The 18,284-nt window shown below is 67.5% G+C and carries 13 protein-coding genes and 1 riboswitch; of the genes, 4 read left to right on the plus strand and 9 right to left on the minus strand.

The window, feature by feature from the left end; all coding sequences use genetic code 11:
• Positions 1-68: 68 nt before the first annotated feature.
• Complete coding sequence (locus AB0O71_RS05420; protein WP_363742969.1) at positions 69-560, minus strand: CinA family protein; 492 nt, start codon at positions 558-560, stop codon at positions 69-71.
• A gap of 185 nt (positions 561-745) precedes the next feature.
• Between AB0O71_RS05420 and AB0O71_RS05425 the strand changes: the two genes are divergently transcribed.
• On the plus strand, positions 746-2,734 hold the full coding sequence (locus AB0O71_RS05425; RefSeq protein WP_363742973.1) for an NAD-dependent epimerase/dehydratase family protein: 1,989 nt from the start codon (positions 746-748) through the stop codon (positions 2,732-2,734).
• Positions 2,735-2,933: 199 nt separating this feature from the next.
• Here the strand turns inward: AB0O71_RS05425 and AB0O71_RS05430 are convergent, their stop codons facing one another.
• Complete coding sequence (locus tag AB0O71_RS05430) at positions 2,934-4,271, minus strand: MFS transporter (protein ID WP_363742975.1); 1,338 nt, start codon at positions 4,269-4,271, stop codon at positions 2,934-2,936.
• 145 nt (positions 4,272-4,416) lie between these two features.
• Here AB0O71_RS05430 and AB0O71_RS05435 point away from each other — a divergent pair, with 145 nt between their 5' ends.
• From AB0O71_RS05435 to AB0O71_RS05445, 3 genes are read left to right on the plus strand one after another with little or no spacing between them, the layout of a single operon-like run.
• Positions 4,417-5,067, plus strand: a complete 651-nt coding sequence (locus AB0O71_RS05435; protein WP_363742977.1) for a response regulator transcription factor — start codon at positions 4,417-4,419, stop codon at positions 5,065-5,067.
• Positions 5,068-5,078: 11 nt separating this feature from the next.
• Positions 5,079-6,518, plus strand: coding sequence for a HAMP domain-containing sensor histidine kinase (locus AB0O71_RS05440; protein WP_363742979.1), 1,440 nt, complete (start codon positions 5,079-5,081; stop codon positions 6,516-6,518).
• A complete protein-coding gene (locus AB0O71_RS05445; protein ID WP_363742981.1) occupies positions 6,515-7,465 on the plus strand; it encodes a TAXI family TRAP transporter solute-binding subunit in 951 nt (316 codons plus the stop codon). Before AB0O71_RS05440 ends, AB0O71_RS05445 begins: the two co-directional genes overlap by 4 nt.
• Positions 7,466-7,472: 7 nt before the next feature.
• On the opposite strand, the gene AB0O71_RS05450 is transcribed toward AB0O71_RS05445, so the two are convergent.
• The 7 genes from AB0O71_RS05450 to AB0O71_RS05480 form a co-directional block, all read right to left on the minus strand.
• Complete coding sequence (locus AB0O71_RS05450) at positions 7,473-8,843, minus strand: MFS transporter (RefSeq protein ID WP_363742983.1); 1,371 nt, start codon at positions 8,841-8,843, stop codon at positions 7,473-7,475.
• A complete protein-coding gene (locus tag AB0O71_RS05455) occupies positions 8,840-10,195 on the minus strand; it encodes a DUF222 domain-containing protein (protein WP_363742985.1) in 1,356 nt (451 codons plus the stop codon). The genes AB0O71_RS05450 and AB0O71_RS05455 overlap by 4 nt, the downstream gene beginning before the upstream one ends.
• A 160-nt stretch (positions 10,196-10,355) precedes the next feature.
• Positions 10,356-11,807, minus strand: coding sequence for an L-serine ammonia-lyase (locus AB0O71_RS05460; RefSeq protein ID WP_363742987.1), 1,452 nt, complete (start codon positions 11,805-11,807; stop codon positions 10,356-10,358).
• A gap of 20 nt (positions 11,808-11,827) precedes the next feature.
• Positions 11,828-12,214: a glycine cleavage system protein GcvH gene (gene gcvH, locus AB0O71_RS05465; RefSeq protein WP_363742990.1), complete on the minus strand. Its 387-nt coding sequence runs from the start codon at positions 12,212-12,214 to the stop codon at positions 11,828-11,830.
• Between the two features lie 90 nt (positions 12,215-12,304).
• Complete coding sequence (gene gcvT / locus AB0O71_RS05470; protein ID WP_363742992.1) at positions 12,305-13,417, minus strand: glycine cleavage system aminomethyltransferase GcvT; 1,113 nt, start codon at positions 13,415-13,417, stop codon at positions 12,305-12,307.
• Between the two features lie 11 nt (positions 13,418-13,428).
• A complete protein-coding gene (gene gcvP, locus AB0O71_RS05475) occupies positions 13,429-16,311 on the minus strand; it encodes an aminomethyl-transferring glycine dehydrogenase (protein ID WP_363742994.1) in 2,883 nt (960 codons plus the stop codon).
• A gap of 151 nt (positions 16,312-16,462) precedes the next feature.
• Positions 16,463-16,564: riboswitch (glycine riboswitch) on the minus strand.
• 129 nt (positions 16,565-16,693) lie between these two features.
• The gene (locus tag AB0O71_RS05480; protein WP_363742996.1) at positions 16,694-18,244 is read right to left on the minus strand and encodes an amino acid permease; all 1,551 of its coding nucleotides are present in this window, start codon (positions 18,242-18,244) and stop codon (positions 16,694-16,696) included.
• Between the last annotated feature and the right edge of the window lie 40 nt (positions 18,245-18,284).

Below are 18,284 nucleotides of genomic sequence, written 5' to 3' on the forward strand. Positions count from 1 at the left end.
CGCTCCTCTCTCGTGTGTACTGCGTTGGTTACGTCGGATCGGTTGCGGTCGGCGTTGGTCGACCACAGTCAGCTGGCCGGGGGAAGCCGTTCGAGCACGGCTTCGAGCGCAGCCTCGACTGTTTGCTGCATGACCTCGATGGGATCGCCCGAGCACGCGAGGTGCTCGACCTTCGTGGGCCGGTCTCCGCCCGTGATCGCGAGGACCACCGTGCCGGCCGGCTTGCCTTCGTCGGGGTCAGGGCCTCCCACGCCGGTGACCGCTACCGCGATGTCGGCGAGCAGCAGTCGCGCCGCTGACTCCGCCATCGCCACCGCGGTCGGCTCGGTCACCACGGGACCTCTCGGGGCTTTCAGCAGCGTGTACTTCACCTCCGGGTGGTACGCCGTGATCCCCCCGCGAAACCAGGTGCCGGAATCGGGAGCTGCCGCGAGCGCAGCACCGAGCTGCCCTCCCGTCAGCGATTCGGCGACGGCGATCGATCGCCCTGATTGCTCCGCTCGCTCTGCGATGAGCTGCACGAGGCGATCGACGCGACCTTCCAGCGCGGATTCAACCATGGACGACCCTCTCTTCTCTGGTTCAACAGTCGCGGTGGCAGAAGCACCTTCGATGTCGCCGACACTACGGAAGCTCCTCAGGTCGCGCAGGGGCCTTGACGCCTCGTCGCACGACACGCAACCCCCTGGGCGCCGTCGAAGCTACACGGCACTGTAGAGGTACGCGCGATTCGAGGAGGACAGCAATGCCCGAACGACCCCAGTCTCAGAACCCAGTTGCCGACGATGCGACGCTGCGAGTCGCGGTGGTCGGAGCCACCGGGAACGCCGGCACTGCGCTGCTTCGCGCGCTCGCGGCAGTGCCGGAGGTCGGATCGGTGCTCGGCGTTGCTCGCCGCATGCCCGATCTCACGGTCGATCCGTATGCCTCGTGCGAGTGGGTGTCGATCGACATCGCGGCGGCGTCATCAGAGGATGCGGCCGGCCAGGCACTCCGAGAGGCCTTTGCCGGCGTCGACACGGTCGTCCACCTCGCCTGGCTCATCCAGCCGATCGCCGAGCGCGAGCTCTTGCGACGTGTGAACGTCGAGGGCACGCGTCGCGTGTTGCGAGCGGCTGCCGAGGCCGGTGTCGGCCACGTCGTCGTGGCGTCGTCTGTCGGCGTGTACGCAGCCGACCCGTCGCAGGCCCTTCGCAGCGAGGACTGGGAGCGCGGGGGGATCGAGTCGTCGCAGTACAGCGTGGACAAGGCGGCGCAGGAGGACGCGCTCGACGAGTTCGAGCGCGAGAATCCCGCAATCACGGTGACGCGGATGCGCCCAGCGCTCACGTTCCAGGGCGACGCGGCATCGTCGATCCAGCGCTACTTTCTCGGGAGCGCGGTTCCGGTGCAGGCTCTCGGTCGCGCAACGCCACCAGCACTACCGCTGCCGAAGGGGCTGCGCGGCGTCCAGGCTGTGCACGCCGATGATGCGGCCGAAGCGTACGTCTCCGCCATCGTCAAGCGGGCTTCCGGGGCGTTCAATCTCTGCGCCGACGATGTGCTCGGAGCGCAGCAGCTCGCCGACATCGTCGACCATGGCCGGTTCTTCGAGCTGCCGACGGCCGTCGTGCGCGGATTTGTCACCGCCGCGCACCGCACCGGAATCGTATCGGTCGACGCCGGCTGGTTCGATCTCGCCCTCGGGGCGCCGCACATGGACAACGCGCGTGCCAAGCGCGACCTCGGTTGGACGCCGAAGCACTCGGCTGCAGACGCCCTGCGTGAGCTGCTGCAGGGAATGATCGACGGCAGAGGAACGGCTTCGTTGCCGCTTCGACCCCGCGACGTCGATGACGCACGCCTCACCGCGCTCGACGGTCGGATCGGCGACGGCGCGGATGCGGCTGCGGATACGGCAGAGGGCAGTGGTCCGTCGGCGACAGCGGAGAATCCCTCCGCCGGCGTGGACCCCGGTACCGGAGAACTCGACTGGGAGCTCTTCGGCCTGTACCTCTCCGACCACCTCACCGGCGCCACCGCGGGGGCCGAACGGATGGAGCGCATGTCGGCTTCGTACATCGATACACCGGTGTACGCCGGACTCTCAGAGCTCGCTGAAGAGCTGCGCCTCGAACGCGCCTTCCTCGCGAATCTGATCGATGATCTCGAGGTGCGGCGCCGGGTCTATCGTCAGGCCGCGTCGTGGGTCGGCGAGCGCGTCGGCAGGCTGAAGCTCAACGGACGCACGTTCTCGCGTTCGCCGCTCTCCCTGATTCTCGAGCTCGAGCTGCTGCGCAGCGCGGTCATCGGCAAACTCGGGCTGTGGCAGGTGCTCAGCGAGCACGCCGCAGATCTCGAACTCGACGCTGCGGTGTTCGATGAGCTCGGCGAGCGGGCGCTCGCCCAGGCGGAAATGCTCGGGGCGGCGCACGCCTTCGCCCGCAGCCGAGCGTTCCGGGAGGATCGCGATGTCTTCGGCTCGGCCAGCGACTCCGTGGCGGCGATCCCTTCCGGTGCGCAGCCGCTCGGTGCCGACGCCGACGCCGACACCGTGGACGAGACACCGGCTATACCAGCTGATCCTGATGCTGCTGCGGAAAACGACACGGCGACCCCGCAGACTGCCTCGCAAGCTACCCCGCAGCAGTCCTCGAATGCCGCACGCCGGGCGCGCGATGAGCACGACGACGCACTCGCCGACGAGTGGGGCGAGGAGTCGTTCCCGGGCAGCGATCCGCCCGCGAACTACTGAGCTGAGCGGGGTCAGCGGGCGAAGGATCAGTGCGTGAAGGATCAGCGGGTGAAGGTGAGGTGCGTGACAACGAGGTCTCTCCCAGGTGGAGCGGGGGCCGAGGGGTGTGCGTCGGTACGAACACCGGCGAGTGGAACGGCGGCTCGTCGCCCCACCAGCCCTGCCAGGCGCGATCCTGCTGCCAGCCCGGCGGCCCAGTTTACGCGCGCGAGCGCATGCCGGCCTCGTCATCGAGCCAGTTCGCGCTCTTGTTCTTCAGCACGAAGATGTACACGAGCAGCGACACGGCGATCACCGCGGTGACGTAGACGATGAACCAGGTGACTCGATCCGTCTCGCCCGCCGCCTGGTAGAGCAGCGGTGCGGTGCCGCCGAATGCGGAGTTCGCAAGCGCGTATCCGAAACCGACGCCGAGGGCGCGAATGTGGGTCGGAAAGAGCTCGGCCTTGACCACGGCGTTGATCGAGGTGTATCCCGTCAGAATGACGAAGCCGATGACAAGAATCGTGAAGGCGATGATCGGGTTCTGCTGCTGCGGCAGCTGAGTGAGGAGCACCCAGGTGTACAGCACACCGCCGATACCGAAGAACACGAGCAGCGACTTGCGACCGACGCGGTCTGAGAGCCATCCGCCGAGCGGCTGGAGCAGCATGAGGATCGTGAGAGCGATGAGATTGATCACGGTGCCGGCCAGTACGTCGCTGCCGGCGAATGCGCCCTTCACGATCGACGGGCCCGTGACGGAGTACGTGTAGAACGCGACTGTTCCGCCCGCAGTCACGAGGAAGCACGTGAGCAGCGGACGCCACTGGCGCACGAGCAGTTCGCGCATGGAGCCGGATTCGCGGGATTCTCCGGAACGCACGGCCTCGAGCGTCGCGGTTTCGAGCGTCTCGTCCATGGTGCGACGCAGCCAGATGACCACGAGCGCTCCGGCACCGCCGATCAGGAAGGCGACGCGCCAACCCCACGACGAGATCGCCTCGTCGGGCAACGTCAGCACCATGATCATGAGCGTGAACTGCGCGAGCACGTGACCGCCCACCAGCGTGACGTAGTGGAAGGACGAGAGGAAGCCTCGATGGCCTGAGATTGCCGTCTCCGACATGTAGGTGGCGCTCGTGCCGTATTCGCCACCGGTCGCGAACCCCTGCAGCAGGCGCGCGAAGACGAGGATCACGACAGCGCCGACACCGATCGACTCCGCCGTGGGCGAGAGCGCGATGAGGATCGAGCACGCGGCCATCAGCGAGACGGACACAGTGAGCGACAGGCGGCGCCCGTGCCGGTCGGCGAACCTGCCGAAGAACCACGAGCCGATCGGTCGCATGAGGAAGGTGACCGCGAAGATCGCCCAGATGTAGATGGACGAGTTCTTCTCGTCGGCCGCGAAGAACTGCGACTCGAAGTAGGTGGCGAACACCGAGTAGACGTAGACGTCGTACCACTCGACGAGGTTGCCCGCCGAGCCTTTGAGAGTGTTCGAAATCGACCTGCGCAGGGTCGGTGAGGTCGCCGTCGACGTTGACATTGACATTGACTGTCCAATCATCATGGGTGGAATCGGGGAGGCTCGGATCGAGCAGCAGACCCATTCTGCGATCGCTCGCGTCTCAGCGAGTGAATTCCTTAACACTGCCTTAACACTCGCGACGCACGTCGGCAGCGGCATACTGGAGAGCATGCGCGTATTGGTGACCGAAGACGATGCATCGGTCTCCGCTGCACTCGCCGGCGCGCTGACGCGGGCAGGGCACACGTGCGACCGCGTGGCGAGCGGAGGTGCACTGCTGCAGCAGCATCAAGGCGCCGACATCGTGCTGCTCGATCTCGGCCTCGAAGACATGGACGGCCTCACGGCACTCGAACAGCTCCGCGAGGTGAGCGAGATTCCCGTGATCGTGGTCACTGCGCGCGGTGACGAGCGGTCGACGGTGCACGCGCTCAGACTCGGCGCCGACGATTATCTCGTGAAACCGGTCCGGCTCCACGAACTCCTTGCGCGACTCGCGGCCGTTGCACGTCGGTACGCCGGATTGGTCACGCATCGCATCGAGACCGGCGACCTCGTTGTCGACGAGACTGAACGGCGAGTGACGCACCGGGGCATGGCCGTCGCAGTCACCCCGACCGAGTGCGCCCTGCTCGCGGTACTCGCCCGACACGCCGGAACGGTGGTCAGCCGTCAACAGCTGCTCGACGCGGTGTGGGGCGACGCCTACTCGTCGACGTCGCGGGCATTCGATGTGCACCTCGCGGGCCTGCGTCAGAAACTTCCGATGGTGCGCATCACGACGATCCGGGGTCGCGGGTTCCGCCTCGAGAGGCCCTGATGAGATTTCGCGTGCTCCTCCCCCTCTTTCTCTTCGGAGTGCTCGCCGTCACCGCGATACTCATTCCCGTCGGCGCCTCAATCGCACAGTCGCGCACTCAAGAGCTGCAACTCCAACGCGGCGCGGCACTGCAGCAGATCGTGCAGCTCGCATCCTCGGCATTCGAGCTGGAAGACTCACGCGAGCTGGAGCATTACCTCGACCGGTTCTCTGCGACGTTCGGCGAGGCGGTCATCGTGGTAGACGGCACCGGTGAGCCGGTGACCGCGTCAGGATCGTTCGCAGACGAACACGACGTCTCCGATTTGATCTCCGGAGCGCTTCGCGGCGTGCCCCAGCGCGACCTCGCGACCGTCACACCCTGGAGCCCTCGGTCTGCATTCATCGCAGCACCGGTCACCCTCGATGGGCGCACCCCAGAGGGCGCCGTCGCTCTCCGCGTCGATCAGCAGGCTGCACAGCGCGACGTCGCAGCCGGGTGGGCGACGATCGTGGCGATCGGGGCGGCGCTGCTCTTCGCGGTGCTGCTCGCCTCGGTGTTCTGGACGCGCTGGGTGCTGCGCCCCGTCTCCGCCCTCGACGCCGCTGCGAACGCGCTCGCGGAGAATCGCGGCTACGCACTCGACGCCGATGCGGGGCCTCCCGAGCTGCGCCGGCTCGCCCGCTCGTTCACGAGAATGGCGCGAAGCGTCGAGCTCACACTCGACCAGCAGCACGGTCTCGTCGCCGATGCGTCGCACCAGCTCCGCAATCCGCTCGCCGCGATCCGGTTGCGCATCGACGGATTCGCCCATGGCTTGTCGCACGGTATGACGCACGGTGTCTCGCACGGATCAGACGAAGCGGACGAGGGCCGTGATGCCGAGATCGCGGCGATCGAGCGCGACCTCGACCGTCTTGAGCACACGGTCGCGCGCATGCTCATGTTGGCGAATGCCGAGCACCGTGCGACCGCCGCCGGCAGCGGTCACGGCGCAGCGGCGAGTGAGGCGTCCCCCTTGCCCACCGCCGACGGGCTGATCACCGTGTCGGCCGCACACCTCATTGCGCCCCACAGTGAGCTCCTCGCCGACGCCCGGATCACGGTGCTCGCCGCCGAGGAGACGCACCCGATCCGCTTTCGCCGCAGCGACCTCGAAGAGGTCGTGGAGTTGGTCGCTGATAACGCGGCGAAGTACGCTCCGGGCTCGACGTTTCGGGTTGAGCTCGCCCGGCGGGACGACCGGCGCACCGCGCTCATCATGAGCGACTCGGGGCCGGGTCTCGCCACCGCCGAGATCGCGCTCGTCGGCCGACGATTCTGGCGGTCGGCTGCGCACGCACAGCTTCCGGGAAGCGGTCTGGGCCTCGCAATCGTCGAGCAACTCTCGCACGCGAATAACGCCCAGGTCATCATCGACCGGCCACCCGCGGGCGGGTTGCGCATCACCGTTACTGCGGAGGCGCGATGACGATGCGGCACAACTCAGGCGTGTCGCGCAGACAGCTGCTCGCCGGCGGCGCGGCCGCCTGGGCGCTGGCACTCGCCGGTTGCACGCCCCTGCGCGCCCGGGAGCTCGCGCTTGCCTGCGGTGAGCCAGGAGGTGCCTATGTGCAATTCGGGGATCTGCTCGGTGCCGCTCTCGAGCAGCGCTCGGGTATCGCGCTCGAGCTGCAGACGACGCACGGCAGTGCGGAGAATCTCGAAAAGCTGGCTGCCGGCGAGGTGGATCTCGCTCTCTCGCTCGCGGACACGGCGAACGAGCGAGCGGCCACCAACGGGTTCACTGCGGTCGGCCGTGTGTATCAGAACTACTTGCAGTGTCTCGTACGCGAGGCGAGCGACATCGAATCGCTCGACGACCTCGCCGCTCGCCGCGTGTCGATCGGCGCTTCGGGATCGGGAAGCTCCCGCACGACACGACGTCTGCTCGAAGCGACGAACCGGACATCGGGCAGCGACGCTCCGATCACCACCGAGCTCGAACTCTCCGTTGCGCTCGCCGCGCTCGCGTCGGGCGACATCGACGCGCTGTTCTGGTCGGGCGGCATCCCGACCCCCGACATCACCCGGGCCGCTGCCGACACCCCCCTGCGCTTGGTCGATCTCGAAGACGTCGTGGCTCCGCTGCAAACGGCGCATCCTCGGGAGTACCTCGGCACCCGCGTACCGTCCGGTGTCTACGGCACTGCCGGATCGACCGCAACCGTCGGCATCTCGAACCTGCTCATGGCGCGCGACGATCTCGACCGAGACGTGGCACGTGCGCTCGTCGACGTGCTCGTCGTCGACGCCTCGCGTCTCATTCCCGCCGGTGCAGCGGGCCTGCAGTACCTCACGCTGGATACACTCATCGATACCGGTGATGTTCCGCTCCACCGGGCCGCTGGTGAGCGCTACCGCGAACTCTACGGCTGACGGGCGATCATCGGTCGTCGAGCGCCGTTCCCTTGCGATCGACGAGCCCCCATGCAGCTCCGGCGGCCACGATGAAGAAGACGGCGAACACCGAGAACGTCAGGCCGGAGCCTCCCGCGACGAGCAGCACGGGAACGAGCAGCGGTGCAACGATGGAGGCGATCCTCCCCACACCGGCAGCCCAGCCGGCGCCCGTTGCGCGTAACGAGGTGGGGTAGATCTCGGGCGTCACGGCGTACAGCGCACCCCATGCTCCGAGGTTGAAGAACGAGAGTGCCATACCCGACGCGATGATGGCGGCCTCTGCGTGCACCGTGCCGAACACGATCGCCGAAACCGCCGAGCCGACGAGGAACACCGACAGTGTGAGACGGCGACCCCACACCTCGATGAGCCAGGCCGCGACCGCGTATCCGGGCAACTGGGCGAGCGTGATGATCAGGGTGAAGCCGAAGGAGCGCACCAGGCTGAAGCCCGCGTCGACGAGAATGCTCGGGATCCAGATGAAGGCGCCGTAGTAGGCGAAGTTGACGCAGAACCACACGACCCAGATCGACAGGGTTCGGCCGCGGAACTCCCGCGACCAGAGCGCGGCGAGGCGCCCTCCCGTGGAGGTGGCGATCGGCGCGGCAGTGGATGCGAACTCGGGAGCCGGCTCGGGCGAAGTGGTTCGGGCGCCTCGCGATCCGGCAGCGTTCTCGAACGACGCGACGATCGCTTCGGCCTGCTCCGTGCGCCCGCGACCCGCGAGCCACCGAGGAGACTCAGGAAGCCCCCACCGCACCACGAGCGCGTATATCGCCGGAATCGCACCGAGAGCGAACGCCCAACGCCACCCGTTGTCTGAGGCAGGCACGACGAAGTACCCGATGAGCGCGGATGCAGTCCAGCCGACCGCCCAGAACGCCTCGAGAATCACGATGATACGACCGCGGATGCGCGCTGGAGCGAACTCGCTCACGTACGTCGACGCGACGGGCAGCTCGGCGCCCAGCCCGAGGCCGACGAAGAACCGGAGCACGAGGAGCACACCGATGCCTCCGACCAGGGCGCTCGCTCCCGTGGCGACGCCGTAAATGAGCAGCGTGACGGCGAACACCTGCCGACGGCCGAAGCGGTCGGCGAGCAGACCGCCGAGAGTCGCGCCGATGGCCATACCCGCGAAGCCGATCGACGCGATGAGGCCGCTCTGGCCTTTATCGATACCCCACTGCTGCGCCAGTGCGGCGATGATGAAGGAGATGAGCCCGACGTCCATGGCGTCGAGCGCCCAACCGATACCGGACCCGCCGAGCACCTTGCCGTGCTTGCGTGTGAAGGGCAGCGCGTCAAGGCGCTGTGAGAACGAGCGCCGCTCGGCCGTCGAAGATCCAGTCATGGAATCATCGTAGGGGCAGGGCGCGCAAACCTCACGAGGCTCGGTGGCCGATCCACATGCTCCCGCCCACTCGGGCTCGTCCAGTGCAGGTCGCCGCCGCTTCGCTGACGCACCTGCCAATGGGAATGGTGCTTCAGCACGTGATGACCTCGGCACAAGTGGGCCAAATTCGAGGTCGAGGTTGGTCCGCCGAGCGCCGCGTCGACTGTGTGGTCGAGGTCGCAGCGCGAGATCGGCACGCGGCACCCCGGGAACCGACAGTGCTGATCACGCGCCGCAAGCTGCCGCTTCATCTCTTCGCTCGGGCGATACCGATCTACCGCGATCACTGCACCCGATTCGCCGTCGACCAGTACCTGTTCCCAGACCGGTGTCGTCCCGGCGATGCGCCGCGCAGAAGCGAGATCGATCGGGCCGGCACCGACCAGCTCCGCGACAGGACGATGGCCCTCATTCGCGCTCACCGGATCGAGCGCCGCTACCGGGACGATGACCTGCACCCGAGCACGCACCGCTTCGCTGCTCGGGCACGAGACGACTGTCGTCGGGTTCGATGCGAGGAGCGCATCGACGAACGCATCGGCCCGGAGTTCATCGCGCGAACGGCGCGCCGGCCGCTCCGCATCTTCTGGCGCAGCATCGGTTCCGTGCTGGGCTTCGCGCCTGCCACGTACCTCGACCCGCTCCACCTCTCGGGCGATCCGGGTCAACCGGTCATGAATCGCGTACGCCTCGACCGTGGGCAGATACGCCCAGAGGTCGGACATCCCGTCCTCGCGCTCCTGCACCACCACTCGGCGCTTGCGCGCTTCCTCGGTGTGCCGCTCATCGAGCGTCTCCACGGCATACTGCTCCGCGATCCTTCGCGCGATCGGGCGCAAACGATTCACCGACTCCTTGCGCGCGTGCTGCAGCACTTCCGACTCATAGGTCGCCCGACGAGCGACCACCTCGGGAGTCGACCCGCATCCGATGCGCGCCCCCGCATCGACGATGACGCGGGCATGCGCCACCGAGATCTCGCCCGCCGAGAGCACCTGGTGCGTCGTCGGGTAATCGTGCTGCAACGACCACGCCGCACCCAGCTGCGACTCGATGGTTCGCTCACTCGTGCCGAGCGTGGTTGCCAGCTCCGCCCGCAACGACCGATACGCGAGCTCATTCTCGCCTGAGCGCGACGACCCCGTCGCCATCTCTACCGCTGTCGACAACAGCTCGGTGCGGAATGCATCGAGCGCGCGCTGCCGATACTCAATCTGCTCGATCGCACTCACGACCCGGTCCAGCGAGAGATCGTCGCCAGACAGGGCGCTGAGCAATTCCGCAGCAGTGCCGGTCGAGATGGAGAACATGATCTCAGTCAATCAGGAGCCACCGACATTCATGCGCCGATGGGACCCGATGGAAACCGATGGGACCCGATGGAAACCGATGGGACCCGATGGAAACCGATGGGTCCCGGCGAGCGCCCAACGAGGCCGGATGCGCACCCGACTGCGCGAGGCGCCAGCCTCAGCACTCGATGACGTTGACCGCGAGCCCGCCCCTCGAGGTTTCCTTGTACTTGTCACTCATATCTCGACCGGTCTCGCGCATCGTCGCGATGACCTGGTCGAGGCTGACGTGGTGGTCGCCGTCGCCCATCAGCGCCATCTTCGCCGCGTTCACAGCCTTCGACGCCGCGATCGCGTTGCGTTCGATGCACGGAATCTGCACCAGCCCGCCGATCGGGTCGCACGTGAGGCCGAGGTTGTGCTCCATCGCAATCTCTGCGGCATTCTCCACCTGCTCGGGCGTTGCGCCGAGCACCTGGGCGAGCCCCGCTGCGGCCATCGACGAGGCTGAACCGACCTCTCCCTGGCACCCCACCTCAGCGCCCGAGATCGACGCCTGTTCCTTGTACAGCACACCCACCGCCCCGGCGGCGAGCAGGAAGTCGGCGACCGCGCGCTGGCGCCTCGCGCGCGACCATGTCTCGACATCTGGCGCGTAGTGCGTCGCGTAGAAGAGCACTGCCGGAATGATCCCCGCCGCGCCGTTGGTTGGCGCGGTGACCACACGCCCTCCCGTGGCGTTCTCCTCGTTGACGGCGAGCGCGACGAGGTTGATCCACTCCTGCCAGTAGACCGGGTCGCGATGCGGGTCGCGTTCCGAGAGCCGCCGATGCCATTCGGGCGCGCGGCGTCGCACGTTCAAGCCGCCCGGGAGCACCCCGGTGCGTTCGAGCGCCGAGTTCTTGCAGGCCTCCATCACCTCCCAGATGTTCTCGAGGCTCGAGAAGATCTCGGACTCGGATCGCTGCACCCGCTCATTCGCGAGCATCACCTCGGCGATGGTGAGGCCCGCGCGGTCGGCGTGCGCGAGCAACTCTTCCGCGGTGGTGAACGGGTATGGCTGCTGCGCCGCTCGATGCTCTCGGCGGTCGTGCAGCGATTCCTCGGCGCCCTCGCGCACGACAAATCCGCCGCCGACGGAGAAGTACGTCTCGTCAGCCGCAATCTCGCCCGTTTCGTCGGTCACTGCGAACCGCATGCCGTTCGTGTGCCTGGGCAGCAGGGTGAGCGGGTGCAGCACGATGTCGGCTACGGTGAAGCGCAGGATCGGGGGGGCTGCGCCCAACTGCTCGCCCATCCGCAGTTCGCCCGTGCGCTCGAGTCGTTCGAGCGCCGCGTCGACGTGCTCGGGAAGCACTGTTTCGGGATCGAATCCCTCGAGCCCGAGGAGCACAGCCGTGAACGTGCCGTGGCCGTGGCCCGTGGCGGCCAGTGAGCCGTACAGGTCGACGCGCAGCGTCGCGACGCGGCCGAGATCGCCAGGGCCGAGACGACCGAGGCTGCCGGTGTCACCGTCGCCGCATCCTGCAAGGCGAGCAACGAACTCCTTCGCCGCGCGCATCGGCCCCACGGTGTGCGAGCTCGACGGCCCGATGCCCACCGTGAAGAGGTCGAAGACGCTGACGGTCACGAGACGCCTCCGCGCAGCGCCTAAGCGCCCGTGACCTCTGCGTCGTTGTCGGCGGCGTACTGCTCGGCGTCGAGCAGCGGCCCTTCCTCCGTGACGGCGACCTTGAACAGCCACGCCGCACCGTAGGGATCAGCGTTCAGCTGCGCGGGGTCGGCGACGACGGCCTCATTGACCTCGACGACCTCACCGGCCACCGGGGAGAAGATCTCGGAGACCGACTTCGTCGATTCGACCTCGCCGACGACAGCGCCCACGGTGATCGAGGCGCCGACCTCGGGCAGTTCGACGTACACAATCTCGCCGAGCGCGTCGGCCGCGACCTCGGAAATGCCGACAACGGCCGGGCTGTCGCTCGTGACCCACTCGTGCTCTGCGGAGTACCGGAGTCCGGTCTTGACGTTGCTCATGATGCTGATGTCCTCACTGTTGGGAGTTCGGTGTGTTGGGAAGATGCGGAGTACGACGTCGAAAGGTGGCCGTGGAACACGCGCTGGGCACTACCGCTCGCGGCGGTAGAACGGCAGGTCCACGACCGTGAACGGCTCGGCTTTGCCGCGCAGATCGACCTGCAGGCGCGTGCCAACCGCGGTGTGCTCCGGTGCGACGTAGGCGAGGGCGACGGGGTATCCGAGCGTGGGGCTCGGCTGGCCGCTGGTCACGCGCCCGACCACGTCGTCACCAGCGAACACCGCGTACCCGGAGCGCGCCGCTCGGCGGCCGTCGCCGCGCAGACCGACGAGTTGCATCTCGGGGGTCTGCTCCCGGCGCGTCTCGAGCGCGGAGCGCCCGACGAACGCCTCGGGCTTGACGAACGAGACGACCGGGCCGAGACCGGCTTCGAAGGGCGTTACCTCGCGGCTGAGCTCATTGCCGTAGAGCGGCATGCCCGCTTCGAGGCGCAGCGAGTCGCGCGAGGCGAGACCTGCGGGGATCAGACCCTGCGGCTCCCCTGCCGTGAGCAGTGCGTTCCAGAGATCCGCCGCTTCAGCGTTGGGAAGGTAGAGCTCGAACCCGTCTTCCCCCGTGTACCCGGTGCGGGCCAGCAGCACTGGGTGATCTGCGACGACCGCCTGCTCGGCCGCATAGTACTTCATGTCGGTCACCAGCTCACGCTGATCTTCGGGCACGAGCGCGTGCAGGATCGCCGCGGCGTTCGGCCCCTGCACCGCGATCAGGCTCATATCGTCCGACTGATCCTCGATCTCGACGTCGAAGCCGTCGGCCCGTTCGGCGAAGGCCGCCGCAACGGCGCCGGCGTTGCCTGCGTTCGGCACCACGAGATACACGTCTTCTGCAAGTCGGTAGCTGATGAGATCGTCAATGATCCCGCCGTCAGCATCGCAAATCAGCGAGTACTTCGCTCGCCCGACCTTGACCGCGCCGAGGTTGCCGACGAGCGCGGTGTTCAAGAACGCGGCGGCGTCTGGCCCGGCGACGCGGATCTCCCCCATGTGAGAGAGGTCGAAGAGCCCGGCGGCGCTGCGCACGGCGCGGTGCTCGGCGAGTTCGGAGCCGTACTTGAGCGGCATGTCCCAACCGCCGAAATCGGTGAATGTCGCGCCGAGCTCGGCGTGCTCGGCGTGCAGGGCGGTCTGCTTCGGGGAGCTCATGGTCATCATCCTCAGTTCTCGAAGGCTTCGGGCGCGGGGCACGCGCAGATCAGGTTCCGATCGCCGTAGGCGCCGTCGATGCGCCCGACCGGCGGGAAGTACTTGTCGACGCGGAGCGCCTCGACCGGGTAGGCGCCCTGCTCCCGGCCGTAGGCGCGGTCCCATTCACCGGAGATCAGCGCTTCCGCGGTGTGCGGCGCCAGACGGAGCGGCGATTCGGCGACCGCGATCCTGCCTGCGATGACCGCGTCGATCTCCGCACGGATCGTCACCATCGCCTCGATGAATCGGTCGATCTCGGCGAGGTCCTCGGACTCGGTCGGTTCCACCATGAGTGTGCCGGGGACGGGGAACGCCAGCGTCGGGGCGTGGAACCCGAAGTCGATCAGTCGCTTCGCGACGTCCTCCGCCGTCACTCTAGACTCAGCGGTGAGCGCGCGCAGGTCCAGGATGCACTCGTGCGCCACGAGCCCGGTCGCCCCGGTGAAGAGCACCGGGAAATGCTCGGTGAGCCTCGCAGCGATGTAGTTGGCGCTGAGCAGCGCCGTCTTCGTCGCGAGGGTGAGCCCCTCAGCGCCCATCATCGAGATGTAGGCGTAGGAGATGGGGAGCACGCCGGCCGAGCCGAAGAGCGTTGCGACCACGGGAACACCGCCGCTCACCGAGTACGTGCCCGTAGGGTCGTTCGGTACGAACGGCAGCAAGTGCTCGGCCACCCCGATGGGCCCGACGCCGGGCCCGCCGCCGCCGTGCGGAATCGCGAAGGTCTTATGCAGATTCAGGTGAGACACGTCGCCCCCGAATCGCCCCGGCTGGGCCAGGCCGACGAGCGCGTTCATGTTGGCGCCGTCGATGTAGACCTGGCCGCCCGCCTCGTGCACCTGGTCGCAGACCTCGCGCACGTCGTCGTCGTACACGCCGTAGGTGGAGGGGTACGTGATCATGATGGCGGCGAGTTCGTCGCGGTGCGCCTCGATCATCGCCGAGAGGTCGGCGAGGTCGATGTGCCCCGTCTCGGTGTTCTGCACGACGACGACGCGCATCCCGGCAAGCACCGCTGAGGCAGCGTTCGTGCCGTGCGCCGAAGCGGGGATGAGGCACACCGTGCGCTGGTCGTCGCCGCGCGAGCGATGGTATCCGCGGATTGCGAGGAGACCCGCGTACTCGCCCTGTGCGCCCGAGTTCGGCTGCAACGATATGCCCGCGTAGCCGGTGATCTCGACGAGTCGCCCTTCGAGGTCGGCGATGAGCTCGCGCCAGCCGCGCGTCTGATCTTCGGGCGCGTACGGGTGGATTCCGGCGAACTCGGGCCAGGAGATCGCCTCCATCTCGGCGGTGGAGTTGAGCTTCATGGTGCACGAACCGAGCGGGATCATGGTGCGGTCGAGCGCGAGGTCACGGTCTGCGAGCCGGCGCAGGTAGCGCAGCATCTGGGTCTCGGAGTTGATGGTGGTGAAGATCGGGTGCGTCAGGAAGTCGCTCGTGCGGGTGAGCGCAGCGTCGAAGCTGAAGCCCGCCGAATCGGCATCGGAGGTGCCGGCACCGGCAGCAGGGCCGTCGACATCGACGATCTCGGCCCCGAACGCGCGCACCACGGCCGCGACATGCTCGGGAGTGGTCGTCTCATCGGTGGAGACGCTCACCGTATCTGCATCGACGCGACGCAGATTGACGCCGCTCTCCGCCGCCTTCGCGATGACTTCGTCGGCTCGCCCCGGCACACTCGCCCGCACCGTATCGAAGAAGGACTCCGCAGCGAGCGGAATCCCGGCTGCTGCGAGCGAGGAGGCGATCCGGCGAGCATGCGCATGCGCACGGGCGGCGATCGCGGTCAACCCGTCTGCACCGTGATAGACGGCGTACATCGAGGCGGTGATCGCGAGGAGCGCCTGAGCGGTGCAAATGTTGCTCGTGGCCTTCTCACGGCGGATGTGCTGCTCGCGGGTCTGCAAAGCGAGACGATACGCGGTGCGGCCGGCCGCGTCCTTCGACACGCCCACGAGCCGCCCCGGCAGCGACCGCTCGAGCCCTGAGCGCACCGCGAGATACGCTGCGTGCGGCCCGCCGTAGAAGAGCGGTACGCCGAAACGCTGCGTGTTGCCCACGGCAACGTCGGCTCCCTGCTCCCCGGGTGGAACGATGAGTGTGAGCGCGAGCAGGTCGGCGATCACCGTGACCATCGCGCCGCGTTCCTTCGCCGCTGCGATCACAGCGGCATGATCGACGACGGCACCGTCGTCGCCCGGCTGCTGCAGCACGATGCCGAAGATGTCGCCCTCGGGCAGCCCCTGCGACAGATCGGCGACTTCGATCTCGAAGTCGAGCGCTTCAGCGCGGCCGCGAATCACCGCGATGGTCTGCGGGAAGAGATTCGCGTCGATCACGGCGCGTGCGGCGGCAGGCGCGCGATTGGCGCGCCGCATCAGCAGCACGGCCTCGGCCGCAGCCGACGACTCGTCGAGCATGGAGGCGTTCGCGATCTCGAGAGCGGTGAGATCGGAGACCATCGTCTGGAAGTTCAGGAGGGCTTCGAGGCGCCCCTGCGAGATCTCGGGCTGGTACGGCGTGTAGGCGGTGTACCAGGCGGGGCTCTCGAGCACGTTGCGCCGGATCACGGGCGGGGTGTGGGTGCCTGAGAACCCCTGGCCGATCATCTGGGTCTTGACGACGTTCTTCGCGGCGAGCGCCCGGAGGTCGGCGAGAATCTCTTCTTCGCTGCGGCCCCGGGGCAGGTCGAGGGGTTCGGACTTGCGAATCGATGCCGGCACCGCATCGTCGACGAGTGCGTCGAGCGACTCGTAGCCGAGCTCGGCGAGCATCGTCGCGACATGCGCCGGGTCGGTGACCCCGATGTGTCGATCGGGGAAGGTGCGGGGTGCGGAAAGGGCTGTCACGAGGATCTCCGAGGGCTGTCGCGCGCGAACGCGCGGATGTACTGGGATCCTCCCCGCTCTGTATGTGACCTGAGAGATTCGGTCGCCGCGCGAGCGGGTCCCTTGCACCGTCGGTGAGCCGACGCACGCGTCAGCTGCTTTCCAGAGTTGCCGTGCTGTGGCGGTACGGGGGCCTGAGAGATTCCCGGGGAGGGATTGCTCCTACGGCGCCAGGGTCGAATCGTTCTGCCCTGAACTCTCCCGCCACAACTTGATGGCCGGTATTCACAATGTGTGCTCACTCTAGCATCGGGGCGGGATCGCGGCGCAGATGTTCCAGCGCCGAATCGCGGTCGCCGCCGGAGCGGCTCGGGGCGGGTGAGCGCCCGCCCCGAGCGGCGCATCAGCGATCCTCGTCTCGACCGTCCATCGCCAGCAGCTGCTCCTCGACCGTGCCGCCGTAGCCCTCGCTCTGCGGGTCGCCGTGGAGGCCGCCCGAGACCGCGTACTCCTCCTCTGGTGAGAGCACGAGCCGGTGGCGCGTATAGACGCCGAAGATGATCAAGCCGAGAACGTACACGACCACGATGGCGACGATCGCCGGGCGGAACGTCTCGTTGAGCAGGAAGCCGACGAAGATGAGCGCCGAGATGACGGCCGCGATAATGGCACCGGGTACGCCCCAGGGGCTCAGGTACGGGCGCTTCACGTTCGGGTACTTGCGTCGCAGAATGACGAACGAGAGCATCTGCATGAAGTACGCGAGCACCGCTCCCCAGACGGCGATGTTCAGCACGATCGCGCCGCCAACGCCGCTGTCTCCACCCGTGAGCTCGACGATGATCAGCGCGGCCAGACCGATCAGCGCGCCGGCGATCAGTGCCACCCACGGGGTCTGGCGCTTGCCGGTGAGCGACAGGAACCGCGGGTAGTACCCCGCGCGCGACAGGGAGTACATGTTGCGCCCGTAGGCGAACATGATGCCCTGCAGCGAGGCGAGGAGGCCGAAGAGCGCGAAGAGCGCGAGGAGGCCTGCGACCCAGGCGAGATCATCGCCGAGGATCGCGCGGAAGCCGTCGAGCAGCGGTTCGCCCGCAACGCCGGTCGTCTCGGAGCCCAGGACGCCCGTGTTGAGCACGAGCACCAGCAGACCGGTGACGATCAGCGTGCCGCGAGCCCACAGCCCTGCACGGGGAATGTCGCGCACAGGATTATGCGACTCCTCGGCTGCGAGCGGCAGTTCTTCGATGCCGAGGAAGAGCCACATGGCGAACGGCATGGCGAAGAGGATCGGCAGCACGCCGTGCGGCAAGAACACGCTCTGCCCGGGGTCGGGCTCGATGTTGAAGAGGCTTCCCCAGTCCATCGCACCGCTGGCGAGCGCCATCACCGCGAAGAGCACCAGCACGCCGATCGAGATGAACGAGACGATGATCGCGAACTTCAGGGAGATCGCCGCACCCGCGGTGTTCAGACCGACAAACGCTGCGTAGAGGATGATCCACCAGAGCCAGGTCGGCAGGCTGAAGCCCATGAGCCCCTCGGTGACGCCGTTCGCGTACCCCGCGGAGAAGTAGACGATCACCGCGGTCGTGGCGACGTACTCGATCGTCTCGGCCAGACCGGTGACGAACCCGCCCCACGGGCCCATCGCCGCGCGCCCGAACGAATAGGCGCCACCGGTGTGCGGCATCGCGGCCGCCATCTCGCCGATGGAGAAGATGAGGCCGTAGTACATCATCACGAGAATGGCGAAGGCGATGAGCATGCCGCCGAAGCCCGCGGCCTCGATACCGAAGTTCCAGCCAGAGAAGTTCCCCGAGATCACCGCACCGACGGCGAGACCCCACAGACCCCAGACGCCGGCTGCGCGCTTGAGCTTGCGTTTCTCGAAGTACCCCGACTCGGCGGTGGTGTACGTGGCACCTGAGACTTTCAGGGTGTCCTTGGCCATGTCGACCTCTTTCACTACGGTGTGATGGATACGAGATGCT

Origin of the sequence: Leucobacter sp. NPDC077196 (assembly GCF_040687075.1) — a bacterium.
Taxonomy (GTDB): Bacteria; Actinomycetota; Actinomycetes; order Actinomycetales; family Microbacteriaceae; genus Leucobacter.

Coding starts and splice junctions, on each gene's coding strand:
- AB0O71_RS05420 (WP_363742969.1), bottom strand. CDS start 560: ATGGTTGAATCCGCGCTGGAAGGTCGCGTCGATCGCCTCGTGCAGCTC.
- AB0O71_RS05425 (WP_363742973.1), top strand. CDS start 746: ATGCCCGAACGACCCCAGTCTCAGAACCCAGTTGCCGACGATGCGACG.
- AB0O71_RS05430 (WP_363742975.1), bottom strand. CDS start 4,271: ATGTCAATGTCAACGTCGACGGCGACCTCACCGACCCTGCGCAGGTCG.
- AB0O71_RS05435 (WP_363742977.1), top strand. CDS start 4,417: ATGCGCGTATTGGTGACCGAAGACGATGCATCGGTCTCCGCTGCACTC.
- AB0O71_RS05445 (WP_363742981.1), top strand. CDS start 6,515: ATGACGATGCGGCACAACTCAGGCGTGTCGCGCAGACAGCTGCTCGCC.
- AB0O71_RS05450 (WP_363742983.1), bottom strand. CDS start 8,843: ATGACTGGATCTTCGACGGCCGAGCGGCGCTCGTTCTCACAGCGCCTT.
- AB0O71_RS05455 (WP_363742985.1), bottom strand. CDS start 10,195: ATGTTCTCCATCTCGACCGGCACTGCTGCGGAATTGCTCAGCGCCCTG.
- gcvH (WP_363742990.1), bottom strand. CDS start 12,214: ATGAGCAACGTCAAGACCGGACTCCGGTACTCCGCAGAGCACGAGTGG.
- gcvT (WP_363742992.1), bottom strand. CDS start 13,417: ATGAGCTCCCCGAAGCAGACCGCCCTGCACGCCGAGCACGCCGAGCTC.
- AB0O71_RS05480 (WP_363742996.1), bottom strand. CDS start 18,244: ATGGCCAAGGACACCCTGAAAGTCTCAGGTGCCACGTACACCACCGCC.